The sequence below is a fragment of the Kitasatospora sp. NPDC088264 genome (genome assembly GCF_040685715.1).
Classification (GTDB): Bacteria; Actinomycetota; Actinomycetes; order Streptomycetales; family Streptomycetaceae; genus Kitasatospora.
The window spans coordinates 68,066-83,698 of record NZ_JBFBIR010000036.1 but is presented as its reverse complement, the minus strand read 5'-3'; the positions used below and the strand labels follow the sequence as shown (position 1 = coordinate 83,698).

Sequence of the window (15,633 nt, the reverse complement as noted above, 5' to 3'; positions counted from 1 at the left end):
CGCAGCAACTCGGCACGCTCGTCCTCAGACAGCGAGATCACCACGGCAGAAGGCCCAGGATGCGACACCATAAAAGGGTATCAACTTACCCTCATGATTTGTGGCGCATCACACTAGCGTGCGAAGTGCTCGGCCCCACACGGCGGACGACCACCCCCGTGCCATCCGACCCGACCGGCCGCTACGCCAGGAGACCTGAGCCGCGCCGGCCCCGGAACGGGAGCACTCCAGACTGATCTCGCCCCGGTGCCGGCGTTGCGAGGTGAAGTAGGTGTACGGGGAGTCGTGGTGGTAGAAGCGGGCCACCGAGGGGTCCGCGAACAGGACCGCACCGCAGCCGTACGGCTGGAGACCGTGCTTGTGCGGGTCGACGACCACCGAGTCGCAGTGGGCGACGGCGCGCCAGGGCTCCGGGTCCACCAGGGGTTCGACCGGGCCCTCGCCTGCCCCTCGGCTTTCGTTCCAGTGGGCCAGGAGCGTGAAGTAGCCCCCGTACGCGGCGTCGACGTGCACCCGGGCCCCGTGGCGGCGGGCGAGTCGGAGGATGTCGTGGACGGGGTCGACCGCGCCGAGGCCGGTGGTCCCGGCGGTGGCGACGACGGTGCCGACGTCACCGGTGCGCAGCAGGCGCTCCAGCGCGTCGACGTCCATGCGGCCCCGGCGGTCGACGGGTACGGCGTGCACGGGTACGCCCAGCAGGTGGCACGCCCGGCTGTGCGTGTAGTGGGCCTCCGTGCTGTAGGCGACGGCCTTGCCGGGGTGGATCTGCCGGGCGACGAACAGGGCTTCCAGGTTCGCGATGGTGCCGCTGCTGGTGAAGTGGCCGAGGTGGACGCCCAGGCCGAACATGCCGGCCAGGGCCTCGACGGCCTCCACCTCCAGGTCGGAGGTGGCCGGTCCACCGTCCAGGGCATGGTTGTTGGGGTTGATCAGCATGGCCGCCAGATACCCGACGACCGCCGCCGGATGCGGTGGCTTGAGCATCTGGCCGGCATAGCGCGGATGGAAGAACGGATAGCTGGCGCCCAGCCGTGTGGCGAGGTCGCCGAACGCCGTGCGCATCGCGTCCTCGTCCACCGCGAGCGACGGGTGCCGGGCGACGGGCCCGTAGCCGTCGGCCCAGGTCCGGACCTCCTCGACCGCCTGTCCCAGCCAGTGCGTCAGGTCCACTTCGTCCTCCTTGTCCGTTGCACGGCACCCGCACCGCTGCACGCTCCCCCCTGGGGGGCGGGCCGCGGGCAGGCTTCTCGTGGGCGGTGACCGGCGTGTGCTGCGCGGGGTCGGCGGGGCCCGCGTGGCGTCAGGGATCCCCTGCCCGGCCTTCGCAACAGCAGGCGCCGGCCGGGTCGCCGGGCCTGACGATTCAGTGGAACACGCGGCCGATGGACTCTGAGGCATCGCGAGACGAAGAAAGTTCGCGCCATGACCACGTGTCGTTCGGAGGCCATCCGCTCGCACGGGCGGCGGCCGCCCAGATGGCTCGGCACATCGAGGGACCTCGGGCGGGGCGGTGGCCACCATTGCCCGCCGGACGTGCGGCCGGTTTCCGCCAGAGCAGCGGGTAGCCGATCTCAGGGAACGCGCACAGCCGGAGGATTCACCCCCAATCCGCAAGGCCGGTAGAGCAGTCGGCGCCGCACGCACCTCCCTCGGCATCGTGTCGACGGGCCCGGATGTCAGAACCTGGACCGATTCGCCCAGACGGCCGAGGGTGGCGTCGACTGTCTCGGACATGCCGGGGCGGGATGCCCGCGAGGCTTCACCGGGTCAAGTAGTTTGCCAACAAACAAAAGTGATCGCCGTCCCGGACCGGGGGGATTCCCGGGGATAGCGGCACATTCCTTCGCCAGGCAGAGGTTACGCATATGAAAGACGATCAGCACGGAGAAGCATCGCCCGCATCCCCCCGGTCCGGCACCGCTTCCGTCCCCCGCCGATCGCTACTCAAAGCGGCGGGCGTCGGCGGTACCGTGGCCGCCCTCGGCCTCGGAGCGACGGCCCCCGCCACAGCCGCGGGACGACCGGGCCGCCCGGCCGCCGCAAGCGCCCCGCGGACGACCAACACCGTGGATCTGTACTGCAGCGTGAAGATGGGGCAGTTCGACGCCTCCGGCAACGGCACCATGACCGTGACCTGCGGCAACTTCGGCCCCGACAACGCCACCGGCCCGGTGTCACTGAAGTTCATCACACCGTTCTTCATCAACGTCCCCACCCTGCCCAGCACCCCCGGGGGCACCGCCACCTGGCTCTACCAGAACACCGCCGTGGACGCGCCGTCCATGTTCAAGGTCTCCTTCGCCGGGATCGCCGCGGGCGCCAGCATCGACGTCGTGGTCCCGCTCGCCCTCGACCCGCAGGCACCCAACATTCCCTCCTCCGGGCGGGTCATCTTCACGACCGACGCGGGCAACACGACCGACACCGACTCCGACCTCACCCACAACGAGTGGCCGGTCCTGAGCGTACGCAGCACCAAGAACAACCCGGCCCCGGGCAACGTGAACCTGTACTACACCCACCAGGGGTCGCCGCTGGTCATCGGCGGCCACGCGGCGCCGATCGCCTTCCACTTCTACAACGGGGCCGGAACGAGCCACCCGACCCAGAACTTCTCGCACTTCACCTTCTCCACCCCGTTCTACACACGCGTTCCGGCCGCCGGCCGACCGGCAGGATTCTCCGTCCTGTACGAGAACGACGATCCGGCCATCCCGTCGATCTACCGGCTCGCGGTTCCGCCCGGTGTCGGCCTGTTCGGCCCCGAGGCGCCCGCCGTGGTCTACATCCCTTTCCAGGCGCAGGCAGGCTCCCCCTTCGGCCACATCGGCGGCCCCGGGATCTTCGTCCCAACCGGATCGGACACACAGGGCGACTTCTCCAACAGCCACCACTGGATGGGCTTCGTGATGGTCAGCAACGGCGCGATCTGACAACCGGAACGGCCCGTATCGACCCGGACACCGATCACGCCACACCCGTGACACTCGACTCCGAACACCTGGGCGGGCCTCCCCGACCCTCCGCGCCGCCGCCACTCAACCGCCGGTGCGCGTGAGTGTTTCTAGCGGGGCGAGGTGGTTCAGGCGCAGATTTCGTGAAGTCGATCGCGCTTCCGTGCGCTGATGACGCACCGCCATGTACAGGCGGACGCTGACCACGTGTGAGAGGGTGTTCGATAGGGGATTCCCCCCAACTGTCCGGCTTTGGTTCTTGCGGCACGGACTCGTTTTCAGGATCTTGTGGCGGCCGGGTCCGTGTCCGCGATATTCATCAAACGTGACGGAACGACGCAGGTATCCATCGGACCTGAAGGACGATCAGTGGGAGCTCATCGAGCCAGTGCTGGTGGAGTGGCGACGCACCCGCGCCGAAGGGCGTGAGCCCACGACAGCGCTGCGTGAGGTGGTGAACGCGATCCTCTACGTCGCACGCACCGGTATCGCCTGGCGCTACCTGCCGCACGACTTCCCGCCCCACACCACCGTCTACGGCTACTTCAAGGAGTGGGAACGCGACGGCACCACCGAGCGGATCCACGACACGCTGCGTGACCAGCTGCGGGCGAAGAAGGGCCGCCGGACCTCCGCCGGCCAGCTCGGTCAGGCCGTGCACCGCAGCGTCCATCCTGTCGGGGCTGTCCATCCCGGCGACCCAGGTCACCATCTGTCCTTCCAGCTCCGGGTAGTGCCCGACGTGGTGGACCCGACCCGGCTCGTACAGCTGCGTCACCGGCCCCGCGCGCAGCCGCTTGCCGACCTTGGCGTTGACCTCGACGATCAGCGGCATCAGCTGGCCGTGTGTCTCCCCTTCGCGGGCGAGTTGGTCCCACGCCTGGCTGAGGATCTGCCGGGCCATGTTGCCGCCGTAGTTCGCCTCGACCACGATCGCGTCCGCGCGCAGCTGCAGCGCGAGCCGGCAGGCGGTGAGGCCCCAGTCGTTGGCGCCGAGGGTGTCGGACTCGTCGGCGACGACGTACAGGTGGTCCTGGTAGTCGAGGCCGAGGCCGACGACGCCGGTCTCGTCGTTGAGGGAGCTGTCGCCGCCGGACGGGTCGACGCCCGGCTGCGTGGCGTCCTGCGCGGCTACACCACCGAGCGGACCACCGCCGACGAGGTCCGGGCGAGTGGTATGGGCCCCTACCTCACCGAGCAGTACCGCACCGTGTCCGCACGGCTGGAGTACCCGCGTACCGCGAACGTCGGCATCATCCGGCTCCTCGCCTCGGGCGCCCTCGACCTCGCCCCCGAACGGGTCCGGTCCTTCGGCATCAGTGCCGTCAACGACGCCGTCACGTACGCCACCTCACACGGTGGCCCGTTCGACCGCGCAGTCCTCACCCCACCGGCTCGCTGACAAGGGCCGACTGATCTCCACAACCCGGCGCCACGGCCCACCGCCCGTCAGGAGAGCCGAGCCGACGCGTTCAGGTGGCTACTGGGCCAGCACCACGGTGAAGGCGAAGAGGACGACGGCGAGGACGACGGTACACAGCACCGCGGTTCTCACGGGCGTCAGCCGGTCCCGGAACTTCTTCTCCGGCAGGACGCGCAGGCTCGGACTGGTGCTGTGCTTCCACCAGTCGACGACCCGCCGGAAGTCGGCGTCGAAGTCCTCCGACGGGTGGAGGTCGCTGGCCATCACGGTGGACATCCAGTGGCGCCGACCGTCGGTGGTGTGGATCCGGGCCACGCGTGTGGGCGCGCCGCGGCCTTGGATCTCCGACACGTCGATCCAGGAGATCTGTTGCCAGGAGTAGGTGCGGCCACGGCCGAACCCCCAGCAGATGGTGACTCCGTCGGTGCCGACCCTGCTCCAGTACCGCATGGAGAGGAGGCGGCTCGCGGCGGCCAGCACCACGGTCCCGCCGACGAGGAGGACCATGGGGCCGAGGCCGAGGTGGAACTTCAGGTGGCCGGCGACGAGTTCGACCGTGACGACGATGAGCACCGGCCCGAGATCGGACCAGTCCGGGCGGAATCTGTCTTTCCCCCGGAAGATCAGTTCTTTCACACCGCGCACACTACGCCTCCCTCGGCCCGGCCTCGCAGGGGGATGGGTGGACGGCCGTGCGGCTCCCGTCAGAGCAGGTCGAATACCGACAAGTCGGCCGGTACCGCACCTGGTTGTGCCGGCTCGCACTGAACCTCGCGCTGAACGAGGACGCTGCTCGGCTTCCCGGCCTCTCCGAGAATCCGCCCCAGGCCCGATCCGCCGCCGCGGGCGGGCGCGGGTGCAGCTGTAGGACTGCACCCGCGCCCAACGACGGTTCCGCGCGGGCTCCGCGCGCGAGCGTCATCCGCGCGGAGCAGGTGCCCACTGGAGGAGGAATCGCAGCCCCTCGTGGGCCGGGGAGCCGGGAGGGGCGGTGTAGGCGATGAGTTGCTGGTCGGGCCGGGTGTCGACGGTGAACTGCTGGACGTCGAGGGTCAGGGGGCCAGCCAGCGGGTGGACGTAGGTCTTGGTGAGCTGCCGGGGGCCGCGCACCCGGCGGTCGGCCCACCAGGCCCGGAAGTTCGCGTCTCGGGAAGTCAACTCCGCGATCAGGGAGGCGAGTTCACGGTCCTCCGGATGGCGCCCGGCTTCCATGCGCAGCGTGGCGACGCAGTCGCGCGCGGCGCGGGGCCAGTCCGCGTACAGCGCGCGGTAGGCGTCGTCGAGGAAGGTGAGGCGGATCAGGTTGCGCTCCCCGGGGGCGAGTGCGCCGAAGTCGGTGAGCAGGGCAGTGGCCGCGTGGTTCCAGGCCAGGACGTCCAGGCGCCGGTTGAGGACCATGGCGGGGACGTCGTGCATGGTCGCCAGGAGCTGCCGCAGTTGCGGGTCCACGGGTGGGCGGCCGGACGGTGGGGCAGCGGGTGCCGGGGCCGCGTCGGCCAGCGCGAACAGGTAGGCGCGTTCGTCCGGCGCCAGGCGCAGCGCGTCGGCGAGCGCGTCGAGGACCGACCGGGAGACCGTTCGGGTGCGTCCCTGCTCCAGGCGGACGACGTAGTCGACGCTCACGTGGGCGAGCTGCGCCAGTTCCTCGCGGCGCAGGCCCGGCACCCGCCGCAGCCGTCCGTCGTCGGGGAATCCGGCCCCGTGGGGGTCGAGGGCGGCGCGGCGGGCACGTAGGAAGTCCCCCAGCTCGTTGTCGCGGGAGGGCCGGTCGCGGACGGTCATGGTTCCAGTGTCCGGCACGGGAGCGGCCTCGTGCCTGGTACCGGCGTGCATAGGCAGCTTCCTCCCTGGCACCCCCGCACGCTCCGGCGCCACGGTGGAGGAACGGCCACCGAAGAGAGCCGCCGGAGTCGGCCCCGCGCCGACCCGCCCGTCGCACGACGACCGGAGCAGCACCGTGATCACCGATGTGACCTTCCCCAGCGCCGGCCTGAACCTCGCCGGCCACCTGTACACCCCCGACGACGGCGGCACGGGCGGCCCCCGCCCGGCGATCGTCGTCGGCCACCCCGGCGGCGGGGTGAAGGAGCAGGCCGCCGGCCTGTACGCCCGGCGCCTGGCCGAGCGCGGCTTCGTCACCCTCGCCTTCGACTCCGCATTCCAAGGCGCGAGCGAGGGCGAGCCGCGCGGCCTGGAGGACCCGGCGCACCGGATCGAGGACCTCAAGGCCGCCGTCTCGTTCCTCACCACCCGCGCCGAGGCCGACCCGGGCCGGACCGGGGCGCTGGGCATCTGCGCCTCCGGCGGCTACGCCCTGGCCGCCGGCTCGACCGACCACCGGATCAGGGCCGTCGCCACCGTCAGCGCCACCGACATGGCCCGTCAGTTCCGCGACGGCGCCGACGGCACCCAGGACCCGGCCGTCTTCCGGGCCATGCTCGAAGGCGCCGCCGCGGCCCGCACCGCCGAGGCCCGGGGCGAGGGCGTCCGGACCTTCCCGATCTTCCCCGCGACCGAGGAGGAGACCCGCCGCGGCGGCCCGCACGTCCACGACGGCTGGGAGTACTACTGCACGCCCCGCGCCGAACACCCCCGGGCGGCCAAGGCCCTGACCTGGTCCAGCATCGACCGCATCGCGGCCTTCGACGCCTTCGCCTCCCTGCCCCTGCTCGCCCCGCGCCCGCTGCTCATGGTCGTCGGGCGCGAGGCGGTGACCGCCTGGATGAGCGTGCGGGCCTTCCAGCGCTCGACCGGGCCGAAGGAACTGCACTGGATCGACGGCGCCGCGCACGTCGACCTCTATGACAAGGACGAGTACGTCACCCCCGCCGTCGCGAGGCTGACCGACTTCTTCGGCACCCACCTCGCCGCGACCACTGACACCCGCTCAGGACCGGATACGGCACCCGAGGCCTTGCACGGCCGGGGCGGAGCCGACGCCGTGGGCGATCGGTCATGAAGGCTCGGGTTCTCGGGTGCTCGGGTGCTCGGGTGCTCGGGTGCCGGGTGCTCGGGTGCCGGGCGCCGGGCGGTCAGTGGTGGCTGACGATGACGGAGATGCCCCAGCCGATCGCCGCGAGCACCACCGCGAAGATCAGTCCCGCCAGGGTGGAGCCGACCGGCCCGGCGGCGGGCCGGAGCGCGGCCGGCTCACCGGCCGCGCCGGACGGGTTGAGCAGGCGCAGGCCGAGGGCGAACAGCGCGGGCAGTCCGGCGCCGGTGAGCAGGCCCACCACGACGATCCTCCACACCGCGTCCAGGTTGATCCAGGAGTTCACGGGCTCACCTCGTCCTTGGCCTTGGCGGGCTCCGGGGCCGCCGAACCGGTCCACGCGGCGTTGACGTTCTCCGGCGTCACGGCCGGATGGCGGGAGGCGGCGAAGAAGGCGACCGACGCCGCCACCAGCGCGCCGACGATCACCACCACACCGGCCGTCCCGCCGATCCCGTTCGCGGCCCAGTAGGCCAGCGCGCCGGCCAGGGCGGAAGCCGGCAGGGTGAGCAGCCAGGCCGTCACCATCCGGCGGGCGAGCTGCCAGCGCACCACGGCGCCGCTCCTACCGATCCCCGAGCCCAGGATCGACCCGGTGGCCACGTGCGTGGTGGAGAGCGAGTAGCCGAAGTCGGTGGAGCAGAGGATCACGGCGGCCGAGGCCGACTCGGCGGCCATCCCCTGCGCCGGTTCGATCTCCACCAGCCCCTTGCCCAGGGCCCGGATCACCCGCCAGCCGCCGATGTAGGTGCCCAGGGCGATCGCCAGCGCGCAGGAGAGGATCACCCAGGCCGGTGCCTTCGCCCCGGCGGGCAGGGTGCCGTTGGCGATCAGGGCGAGGGTGATGGCGCCCATGGTCTTCTGCGCGTCGTTGGTGCCGTGGGCGAGCGAGACCATGGAGGCCGAGCCGATCTGGCCGAGCCGGAAGCCGCGCCCGCGCGGGCCTTCGGGCACGTCGCGGGTGAGGCGGTAGACCAGGAGGGTGCCCACCACGGCCACCCCACCGGCGATGAACGGCGACAGCGCCGCGGGCACGATCACCTTGGAGACCAGCCCCTGCCACTTGACGGCCGAGGCCCCGGCGGCTGCCACCGTCGCCCCGACCACCCCGCCGATCAGCGCGTGCGAGGAACTGGAGGGGATCCCGAGGAACCAGGTGGCCAGGTTCCACAGGATGCTGCCGACCAGACCGGCGCAGACGACCGTCAAGGTCACCTCTCCCGTGGCGACCAGGCCGTTGGCGATGGTCGCCGCCACGGCGGTCGACAGGAACGCGCCCACCAGGTTCAGCACCGCCGACACCGCGACCGCGACGCGCGGCGGCAGGGCGCCGGTGACGATCGAGGTCGCCATCGCGTTGCCGGTGTCGTGGAAGCCGTTGGTGAAGTCGAAGCCCAGCGCCGTGGCGACCATCAGCGCCAGGACCGCATCGTTGCCGGTCACGGACCCGAACCTAGCCCGCGCACTGGCCGAGGCGGCGGCCGACCCGCCCTGCCCCAGGGCCCGGCACCCGTTCGTCCGGTTGCGGGGCCCTCGGTGCCGATGCTCTCCTGCAAGAGCCGGCCGGCGTGACGATCGGAACCGATGTGCCGTCCCCCGTCGCCGTCCCGCCCCAGGAGGCTTCTGGTCGGCTGGACCGAGACCCGTCCCTGCGAGCCCTGAGGCCCTGGTGCCCCGGGTGAAAGCGTTGGCACCCATGGCTGAGCACCCCACCGTCCGCACCGTGACGTACGACCTGCTGCGCACGCTCGGACTCACCACGGTCTTCGGGAATCCGGGCTCCACCGAGGAGCCGTTCCTCCAGGACTTCCCCGCGGACTTCAGCTATGTCCTGGCGCTCCAGGAGGCGTCCGCCCTCGCGATGGCCGACGCCTTCGCCCAGGTCACCGGCCGCCCCGCGCTGGTCAACCTGCACTCCTCGGCCGGCACCGGCAACGCGCTGGGCAACCTGGTGGCGGCCCACCACGGGAACACGCCCCTGATCGTCACCGCCGGCCAGCAGCACCGGGAGCTGGTGATCGGCGAGCCGTACCTCGGCAACCGCGAGGCCACCCAGCTGCCGAAACCCTGGGTGAAGTGGTCCTACGAGCCGGCCTGCGCCGAGGACGTCCCCGAGGCCTTCATGCGTGCCTACGCGCAGGCGCTCCAGCCGCCCGCCGGCCCGGTCTACCTGTCGATCCCGATGGACGACTGGAAGCGGCCGCTGTCCGGCTTCACCCGGGTGCGGACGGTGAGCGAGCGGGTGGCCCCCGACCCCGGGCGGCTGCGCGCCTTCGCCGAGCGCATCACCACCAGCCGCCGGCCCGCACTCGTCTTCGGGCCCGAGGTCGACCGCAGTGGCGGCTGGGACGCGGCCGTCGCCCTGGCGGAGAGACTGCGCGCCGCCGTCTACAGCGCCCCGCTGGGGGACCGCGTCTCCTTCCCCGAGGACCACCCGCTGTTCGCCGGCCCGCTGGGCATGTCGGTGAAGACCATCAGCGACCGGCTGGCCGGGCACGACCTGGTGGTGGTGATCGGCGCGGAGGTGTTCCGCTACTACCCGTACGTGCCCGGCGACTACCTCCCCTCGGGCACCGGGCTGCTCCAGATCACCGGCGACCCGGAGGCGGCCGCGGCCGCGAGGGTCGGCGACAGTCTGCTCGGCGATCCCCGGCGGGCGATCGAGCTGCTGCTGGACCTGGTCGAGGAGGGTTCGACGCGGACCGCTCCGGAGCCGATGCCGCGGCCCCGCGTGCTGCCGTCCGCTCCGGACCGGCCGCTCACCCCGCCCGAGGTGTACGCCGCCCTGAGCAGGGTCCGCCCGCCGGACGCGGTCTTCGTCAACGAGTCGACCTCGACCATGGCGCAGCAGCTCGAATGGCTGCCCACCACCCGAGCGGGCTCGTTCTTCGCCACGGCCAGCGGGGGCATCGGCTGGGCCGTCCCGGCCGCGGTCGGCGTCGCGCTGGGCGACCGGGACCGGGGAGTGCTGCGCCCGGTGGTCGGCCTGATCGGCGACGGCTCCTTCCAGTACTCCGTGCAGGCCCTCTACACGGCGGCCCGGCACCGCCTCCCGATCGTCTACGTGGTGATGCGCAACCACGAGTACTCGATCCTCAAGTCGTTCGCCCTGCTGGAGGACACCCCCGGGGTGCCCGGGCTCGACCTGCCCGGGCTGGACATCGCCTCGGTGGCCCGCGGCTTCGGCTGCCGCGCCGTCGACGTGGAGACCACCGAGGACCTGGAGCGGGAGTTCACCGCGGCCCTGACCGCCGGCACCCCCACCGTCATCGTCGTTCCCACCCGGCCCCAGCGGGCCGCGCTGTAGCCCGCGCGGCGGGGCCGGGCCGGGCCGGGCGGCGGGAACTCGACAACGCCGTCGCCGGCGGGAGCTACCGCGGCGAGCACCTCGGCGACCAGCGGGGAAAGGTGTCCGACAGCCGGGCACCTTCCCCTTTCGGCACCACGGACCTCTTCGGCCCTCGCCGTCGACCACCCCCTGACCACCCCCGAACGATCGCCGCTGCGGGCGGCTGGCGCGCTCGCGGACCCGGGCCGGTGTGCTGTGGGCCAAGTCCGGCACCACCCCTGCGTCTGACGTCTCGTCAGGAGCCCGAACGGGGCGCGGCTGTGACCCCGGCCCGCCCGGAAGCCTCCGCCCGCCGCCCGCACCCGGGCGGCAGGTCGATCCCGTGACAGGAGGCCGTCGAGGTGCCTGCAATACCCGTCGGTGGGCTGGTCCCCCGCGCCGCCGAGGACGCCGCCGAGGACGCCGCCGACGTCGTCGTCCGCAACGCGAAGATCCACACCGGCGACGCCCGCCGCCCCACCAACCCCGGAACCCGCCCGTCCTCCGCCGCCCTTGCCCTCTCGGGTCCGCCCGGGTCACTCCACGGGCAGCCCCGTCAGCATCTCCGGGCACGCCGTCGATCGCCCCCCCCGGAGGAGCCCGCCCACCCACGAGGTGCGTGCGAACCAGAAGCCGACGCTGCGTCTCGGGCACGTCCGCGTGGCACATCGTTCGACTTCTTCGGTTCGTCCGTGTTTTGGCTCCGGGCAGCAGGGCACGCGCCGTTCAGGGAGGTCTGGAGCTACAAGCGGAGGACCCAAATGTCAACAGGGACCCTCATCGCAGTCATCGCCATCGTCGTCGTCCTTCTGGTCGTGTGCGCGCTGGTGGCGACGTTCGTCATCCGCCGCCGCCATCTGCAGGAGCGGTTCGGCCCGGAGTACGACCGGACCGCGGAGGCGAAGGACGGCCGTTTCGCCGCCGACCGGGAGCTGCGCAAACGCGAGTCGCGCCACGACTCGCTGAACATCAAACCGCTGTCACCGGGTGCCCGTGACCGGTACGCCAAGGACTGGGCACGGGTGCAGGAACAGTTCGTCGACCGGCCCGACGACACGGTGCACGAGGCGGACCGGCTCGTCACCACGCTCATGAGCGAGCGCGGATACCCGACCGAGGGGTACGAGCAGCAGCTCAAGGACCTCTCCGTCGAACACGGGAGCGTGCTGACGCACTTCCGGTCCGCTCACGAGGTCAACGACCGCAGCAGCCGCCACCAGGCGACCACGGAAGAACTGCGGGGCGCCATGGTGCACTACCGCACCCTGTTCGAGGAACTGCTCCACAACGGTGACCGTCCGCAGGGCAGCCGTGCGTGAGCCCCGGACCGGCGAGTTGAGCTGACGGGACGCACCCGGCGACGGCCGCCGACCGGAACTGCCGAGAGGGAAGTGAAGAGATGCACAGCCGAGCAACATCCGAACCGCGCGAGGGCGGCCTGTCCACGGAGGATCTGGCCGGCGCCCGACAGGACACCGACGAACAGAGCGATACCTCCGGGGCGGATTCGCCACCGGCGTTCCCCGGGGAAGCCACCACCGAACAGCGGAGCGGTGAGCAGGAGTTCACGCTCGAAGGCCGCGACCGCGAGCAGGACTACGGGCAGGAACGCGGACAGGAAGAGGAGCAGGAAAGGGGCTACACCCAGGCATCCGAGCCATCCGAGCGCACCGAGGACCCGGAAGCCGCCGAGAACGAACCCCTGCTGGGCGGGCAGCAGGAGGAGTTCCGCTCCCGGTGGCAGAAGATCCAGGGCGAATTCGTCGACGACCCGCGCCATGCCGTGTCCGCGGCCGATAATCTGGTCGCCGAGACGATGCAGGCACTCGCCACCACCTTCTCCGCACACAAGCAGGACCTCGAAGGCCAGTGGCACCGCGGCGACGAGGTGCCGACCGAAGAACTGCGCGTCGCGCTCCAGCGCTACCGCTCGTTCTTCAACCGCCTGCTCAACACCTGAAGCAACGGGGCCGAAGCCACGCCCCCGACCTGCGGTGATCGAGTTCCATTCGGTCCTCGCCCAAGAAAACCGAACAGGTTCTTCGGGCCTCCTGCGAACTTCAGGAGGCCTGCTGGTGGACCGGACCGGGCTCGCCCCGGGCCCGTTCCCGTCCGAGGACGGCTTCGAGCCCTTGCTCGCGCTCTCCGCGGCACGCCGCGGCACCCTGTTCTCCGCCCGTGCCGATGGTGGCCCGCGCCAGGGCGAGGGTGTCCGGGTCGCGGTGCGGCTCAAGGACGCCACCGGACTCGCGGTCGCCGCCGAACTCAACGGCCGCCCATGCAAAACGCTCGGCTGGGAAACCCCAGCCGAGCGCCTGCATAAACTCATCGCGGCCTGATCAAACCGACCACGTGTTGCAACGACCCCTAGAAACCGCCGACCGGTCAGGGGGCATCGGCGCTCGTGCGCAGGTGGGTGGGTGGGCGGGCGGTGTGTCAGGTGGCGATGGTGGCGACGGGTTCGAGGCCGTAGGTTCGGGCGTAGCCGTTCTCGGTGCCGACGAGGAGGTCGACGACCTCGAAGTAGCGGTCCCAGAAGGGGGTTTCGCGCAGTGCGTCGACGAGGAGCTGGTAGGCGTGGTGGTCGTCGGCCTCCCACACCCAGACGTCGGTGACACGAGCGGAGTAGAACTCCGTGTCGTAGAAGCGTGACCGGACGCCGGTGGTCTTGGCCTTGATGGCCGGCAGGACCTGGGTGGTGAAGGCGTCCACGCGTTCCTTGACGGTCAGCGCGAGCCACTCGGGCGTGGTCTTGACCAGCATGAACGCCGTGACCGGCGGTTCGGACCTTTCAGCGGACATCGGGGTGCCTCCAAAGCGGCAGGTGGGTAGTGGTCTTGGTTCGCCGGGCTCCGTGCTGCCCCGGCGCCGGGTGCTGGACTTCAGGAGAGGACCGCGGGCTTGAGGGTCCGGGCGCACCACTGCTCGAAGCCGGTGGAGGAGGCGGTGTCCGGGGTACGGGCGACGCCGGCGTCGAGGCCCTCGTCCTTGGCCCGCTTCATGTCGACCACGCCCTGGGCGAACGCCTCGTTGAGGCCGTAGCCGACGAGGGTGGTGTACAGCTCGTCGAACGACTGGCGTTCGTAGCGGACGGGGCGGCCGAACTGCTCGGTCATGATGCGGGCCAGGTCGTTCGGGGACAGGTCCCGCGGCCCCAGGACCGGGACGCTGCCGGTGCCGGTCCACGAGCGGTCCAGCAACAGGCCGGCTGCGGCCGCCGCGATGTCGGCGACGGCCACGAACGGGGCCTTGCGGTCGGCGTCGACGGAGTCGGTGAAGACGCCCTTCTCGCGGATCGAGTCGGCTTCCTCCAGGAGGTTCTCGAAGAAGGACGGGTTGGCCAGGGCCCGGTAGGCGACGCCGGTGCCGGCGATCAGGTCGTCCATGGCGAGGGAGGCGGTGACGAGGCCGGCCCGGTCGGCGAGCGGGGTGCCGCGGCCGAGCGCGGAGACGCCGACGACGTGGCCGACGCCGTGGGCGACGAGCGCCTCGGTGGCGGGGTGGGTGAAACCGCTGTAGGCGTCGTACGGGGTCAGGGAGGCGTCCGGGGGGACGAGCCAGAAGACCGCGTCCGCGCCCTCGAAGGCCCGGTCGAGGACCTCGGCGTCCGCGTGCGAGCCGGTGACGACCTCGACGCGTCCGCGCGCCGCGTCCGGAAGCCGGGCGGGATCGCGCACGATCACGCGCAGTTCCTCGCCCGCGGCGGGGGCGGACTCCAGGAGCCAGGAGAGCAGGTGGCGGCCGATGTTCCCGGTGGGACCAGTGATGACGATCATGAAAACCTCGTAGCTGGTGCTGGTTTCGGTACGCCCTCATCCTGCTGAGGTCCGCCGTGCTGCCACAATGGGAACTTCAGCACGGAATCATTGACTGAAATGGAATGATGCTGGTGAGCAGCCCGGATCCGGTCATCGACGCCAATCTCGCCATCGCTCTGGATGCCTTGCTGGCCGAGCACAGCGTGACCCGCGCCGCCGCACGACTGCACACCTCGCCCGCCGCCATGAGCCGCACCCTGGCCCGGCTGCGCCGCATCCTCCAGGACCCCCTCCTGGTCCGGGCCGGACAGACCATGGTTCCCACCCCGCGCGCCCAGGCCCTGCGCGAGGAAGCCGCCACAGTGGTGCGCAGCCTCGGCGCGCTGCTCAGTCCCGGCACGAGCGTCGACCCCGCCGGCCTCCGCAACACCTTCACCCTCCAGGCCGCCGACCTGGTCGGCGCGGCGCTGGCGCCCGGGCTGCTGCGACTGGCCCAGCGGGAGGCGCCGGGGGTCTCGTTCCGGATCCGGGCCGAAGACCTGGAGGCCGGGCCCGCCCTGCGCGACGGCCGGATCGACCTGGAGGTCGGATCCATCGACCACGTGGACCCCGAAACCCAGGTCGAAGAACTGGTCAGCCTCCGCATGGTCGCGGCCGTCCGGCCCGGCCATCCGCTCACCGAAGGACCGCTGACCCCGGCCCGGCTCGCTGCCGCCCACCACGCCGCGGTCAGCCGCCGCGGCCGGTTCACCGGCCCCCTCGACGCCGCCCTGGCCGAGCAGGACCTCCACCGGCGGGTCAGCGTCGTCCTCCCCAGCCACCTGGCCGCGATGACCCTCGCCACCCGCAGCGACCTCGTCTGCCTCGTACCCGCCGCACTCCCCGGCGCCGCTCCCTCGCCCCTCACCCACGACGCCGGCGCCCTCGGACTGCACCTCCTCGACATCCCCCTGGCCCTGCCGCCCCTGACCATCGGCATGGCCTGGCACCCCCGGCACACGGCCGACGGGGCCCACCGCTGGCTCCGCGACACCGTCCGCCGGGTCCTCCGCACGCCGGCGGCAGCTTCTGAGCCCACCGCGGCGGACGGGATCGGCCCCGCATAGGACGACGCCGCCCCGGCCCGCGATGCTCCAAGGGGCGGACCCGAGCTGAGAGGCCATCAGCACATCCCCACC

The 15,633-nt window shown here is 71.7% G+C and carries 14 protein-coding genes and 1 pseudogene; 8 read left to right on the top strand and 7 right to left on the bottom strand.

Annotated features, from left to right (window positions below; genetic code table 11):
- Positions 1-186 precede the first annotated feature (186 nt).
- Positions 187-1,170: pseudogene (locus AB0O82_RS25240) on the bottom strand (aminotransferase class V-fold PLP-dependent enzyme); the annotation flags it as partial.
- 896 nt (positions 1,171-2,066) lie between these two features.
- Between AB0O82_RS25240 and AB0O82_RS25235 the strand changes: the two are divergent.
- Positions 2,067-2,933 (top strand): hypothetical protein, encoded by an 867-nt coding sequence (locus tag AB0O82_RS25235; protein WP_363586225.1) that lies wholly within the window; start codon positions 2,067-2,069, stop codon positions 2,931-2,933.
- 346 nt (positions 2,934-3,279) lie between these two features.
- Positions 3,280-4,356 carry a transposase gene (locus AB0O82_RS25230; RefSeq protein WP_363586224.1) on the top strand — a complete coding sequence of 359 codons (1,077 nt, stop codon included), beginning with the start codon at positions 3,280-3,282 and terminating at the stop codon, positions 4,354-4,356.
- Between the two features lie 78 nt (positions 4,357-4,434).
- Here AB0O82_RS25230 and AB0O82_RS25225 read toward each other — a convergent pair whose 3' ends face one another.
- Positions 4,435-5,013, bottom strand: coding sequence for a hypothetical protein (locus AB0O82_RS25225; protein WP_363586223.1), 579 nt, complete (start codon positions 5,011-5,013; stop codon positions 4,435-4,437).
- Positions 5,014-5,295: 282 nt separating this feature from the next.
- A complete protein-coding gene (locus tag AB0O82_RS25220; RefSeq protein ID WP_363586222.1) occupies positions 5,296-6,159 on the bottom strand; it encodes a helix-turn-helix transcriptional regulator in 864 nt (287 codons plus the stop codon).
- A 175-nt stretch (positions 6,160-6,334) separates the two neighbouring features.
- On the opposite strand from AB0O82_RS25220, the gene AB0O82_RS25215 reads away from it, so the two are divergent.
- Entirely contained in the window at positions 6,335-7,336 is a 1,002-nt protein-coding gene (locus AB0O82_RS25215) for an alpha/beta hydrolase (protein ID WP_363586221.1), read from the top strand.
- Between the two features lie 73 nt (positions 7,337-7,409).
- On the opposite strand, the gene AB0O82_RS25210 is transcribed toward AB0O82_RS25215, so the two are convergent.
- Together AB0O82_RS25210 and AB0O82_RS25205 are read right to left on the bottom strand one after the other, a co-directional pair.
- On the bottom strand, positions 7,410-7,655 hold the full coding sequence (locus AB0O82_RS25210; protein ID WP_363586220.1) for a hypothetical protein: 246 nt from the start codon (positions 7,653-7,655) through the stop codon (positions 7,410-7,412).
- A complete protein-coding gene (locus AB0O82_RS25205; protein ID WP_363586227.1) occupies positions 7,652-8,782 on the bottom strand; it encodes an inorganic phosphate transporter in 1,131 nt (376 codons plus the stop codon). The genes AB0O82_RS25210 and AB0O82_RS25205 overlap by 4 nt, the downstream gene beginning before the upstream one ends.
- 283 nt (positions 8,783-9,065) lie before the next feature.
- Here AB0O82_RS25205 and mdlC point away from each other — a divergent pair, with 283 nt between their 5' ends.
- The 4 genes from mdlC (at position 9,066) to AB0O82_RS25185 (ending at position 13,036) form a co-directional block, all read left to right on the top strand.
- The gene (gene mdlC / locus AB0O82_RS25200) at positions 9,066-10,676 is read left to right on the top strand and encodes a benzoylformate decarboxylase (RefSeq protein WP_363586219.1); all 1,611 of its coding nucleotides are present in this window, start codon (positions 9,066-9,068) and stop codon (positions 10,674-10,676) included.
- 782 nt (positions 10,677-11,458) lie between these two features.
- Positions 11,459-12,016 carry a hypothetical protein gene (locus tag AB0O82_RS25195; RefSeq protein ID WP_363586218.1) on the top strand — a complete coding sequence of 186 codons (558 nt, stop codon included), beginning with the start codon at positions 11,459-11,461 and terminating at the stop codon, positions 12,014-12,016.
- Between the two features lie 80 nt (positions 12,017-12,096).
- Positions 12,097-12,657 (top strand): hypothetical protein, encoded by a 561-nt coding sequence (locus tag AB0O82_RS25190; RefSeq protein WP_363586217.1) that lies wholly within the window; start codon positions 12,097-12,099, stop codon positions 12,655-12,657.
- Positions 12,658-12,691: 34 nt separating this feature from the next.
- Positions 12,692-13,036 carry a hypothetical protein gene (locus AB0O82_RS25185; protein WP_363586228.1) on the top strand — a complete coding sequence of 115 codons (345 nt, stop codon included), beginning with the start codon at positions 12,692-12,694 and terminating at the stop codon, positions 13,034-13,036.
- A 97-nt stretch (positions 13,037-13,133) separates the two neighbouring features.
- Here the strand turns inward: AB0O82_RS25185 and AB0O82_RS25180 are convergent, their stop codons facing one another.
- Both AB0O82_RS25180 and AB0O82_RS25175 read right to left on the bottom strand, forming a co-directional pair.
- Positions 13,134-13,499 carry a darcynin family protein gene (locus AB0O82_RS25180; protein ID WP_363586216.1) on the bottom strand — a complete coding sequence of 122 codons (366 nt, stop codon included), beginning with the start codon at positions 13,497-13,499 and terminating at the stop codon, positions 13,134-13,136.
- An 80-nt stretch (positions 13,500-13,579) separates the two neighbouring features.
- Positions 13,580-14,473: an NAD(P)H-binding protein gene (locus AB0O82_RS25175; RefSeq protein ID WP_363586215.1), complete on the bottom strand. Its 894-nt coding sequence runs from the start codon at positions 14,471-14,473 to the stop codon at positions 13,580-13,582.
- Between the two features lie 104 nt (positions 14,474-14,577).
- Between AB0O82_RS25175 and AB0O82_RS25170 the strand changes: the two genes are divergently transcribed.
- On the top strand, positions 14,578-15,561 hold the full coding sequence (locus AB0O82_RS25170) for a LysR family transcriptional regulator (protein ID WP_363586214.1): 984 nt from the start codon (positions 14,578-14,580) through the stop codon (positions 15,559-15,561).
- Positions 15,562-15,633 lie beyond the last annotated feature (72 nt).

Coding starts and splice junctions, on each gene's coding strand:
- AB0O82_RS25170 (WP_363586214.1), top strand. CDS start 14,578: ATGATGCTGGTGAGCAGCCCGGATCCGGTCATCGACGCCAATCTCGCC.
- mdlC (WP_363586219.1), top strand. CDS start 9,066: ATGGCTGAGCACCCCACCGTCCGCACCGTGACGTACGACCTGCTGCGC.
- AB0O82_RS25175 (WP_363586215.1), bottom strand. CDS start 14,473: ATGATCGTCATCACTGGTCCCACCGGGAACATCGGCCGCCACCTGCTC.
- AB0O82_RS25190 (WP_363586217.1), top strand. CDS start 12,097: ATGCACAGCCGAGCAACATCCGAACCGCGCGAGGGCGGCCTGTCCACG.
- AB0O82_RS25195 (WP_363586218.1), top strand. CDS start 11,459: ATGTCAACAGGGACCCTCATCGCAGTCATCGCCATCGTCGTCGTCCTT.
- AB0O82_RS25180 (WP_363586216.1), bottom strand. CDS start 13,499: ATGTCCGCTGAAAGGTCCGAACCGCCGGTCACGGCGTTCATGCTGGTC.
- AB0O82_RS25220 (WP_363586222.1), bottom strand. CDS start 6,159: ATGACCGTCCGCGACCGGCCCTCCCGCGACAACGAGCTGGGGGACTTC.
- AB0O82_RS25205 (WP_363586227.1), bottom strand. CDS start 8,782: ATGGTCGCCACGGCGCTGGGCTTCGACTTCACCAACGGCTTCCACGAC.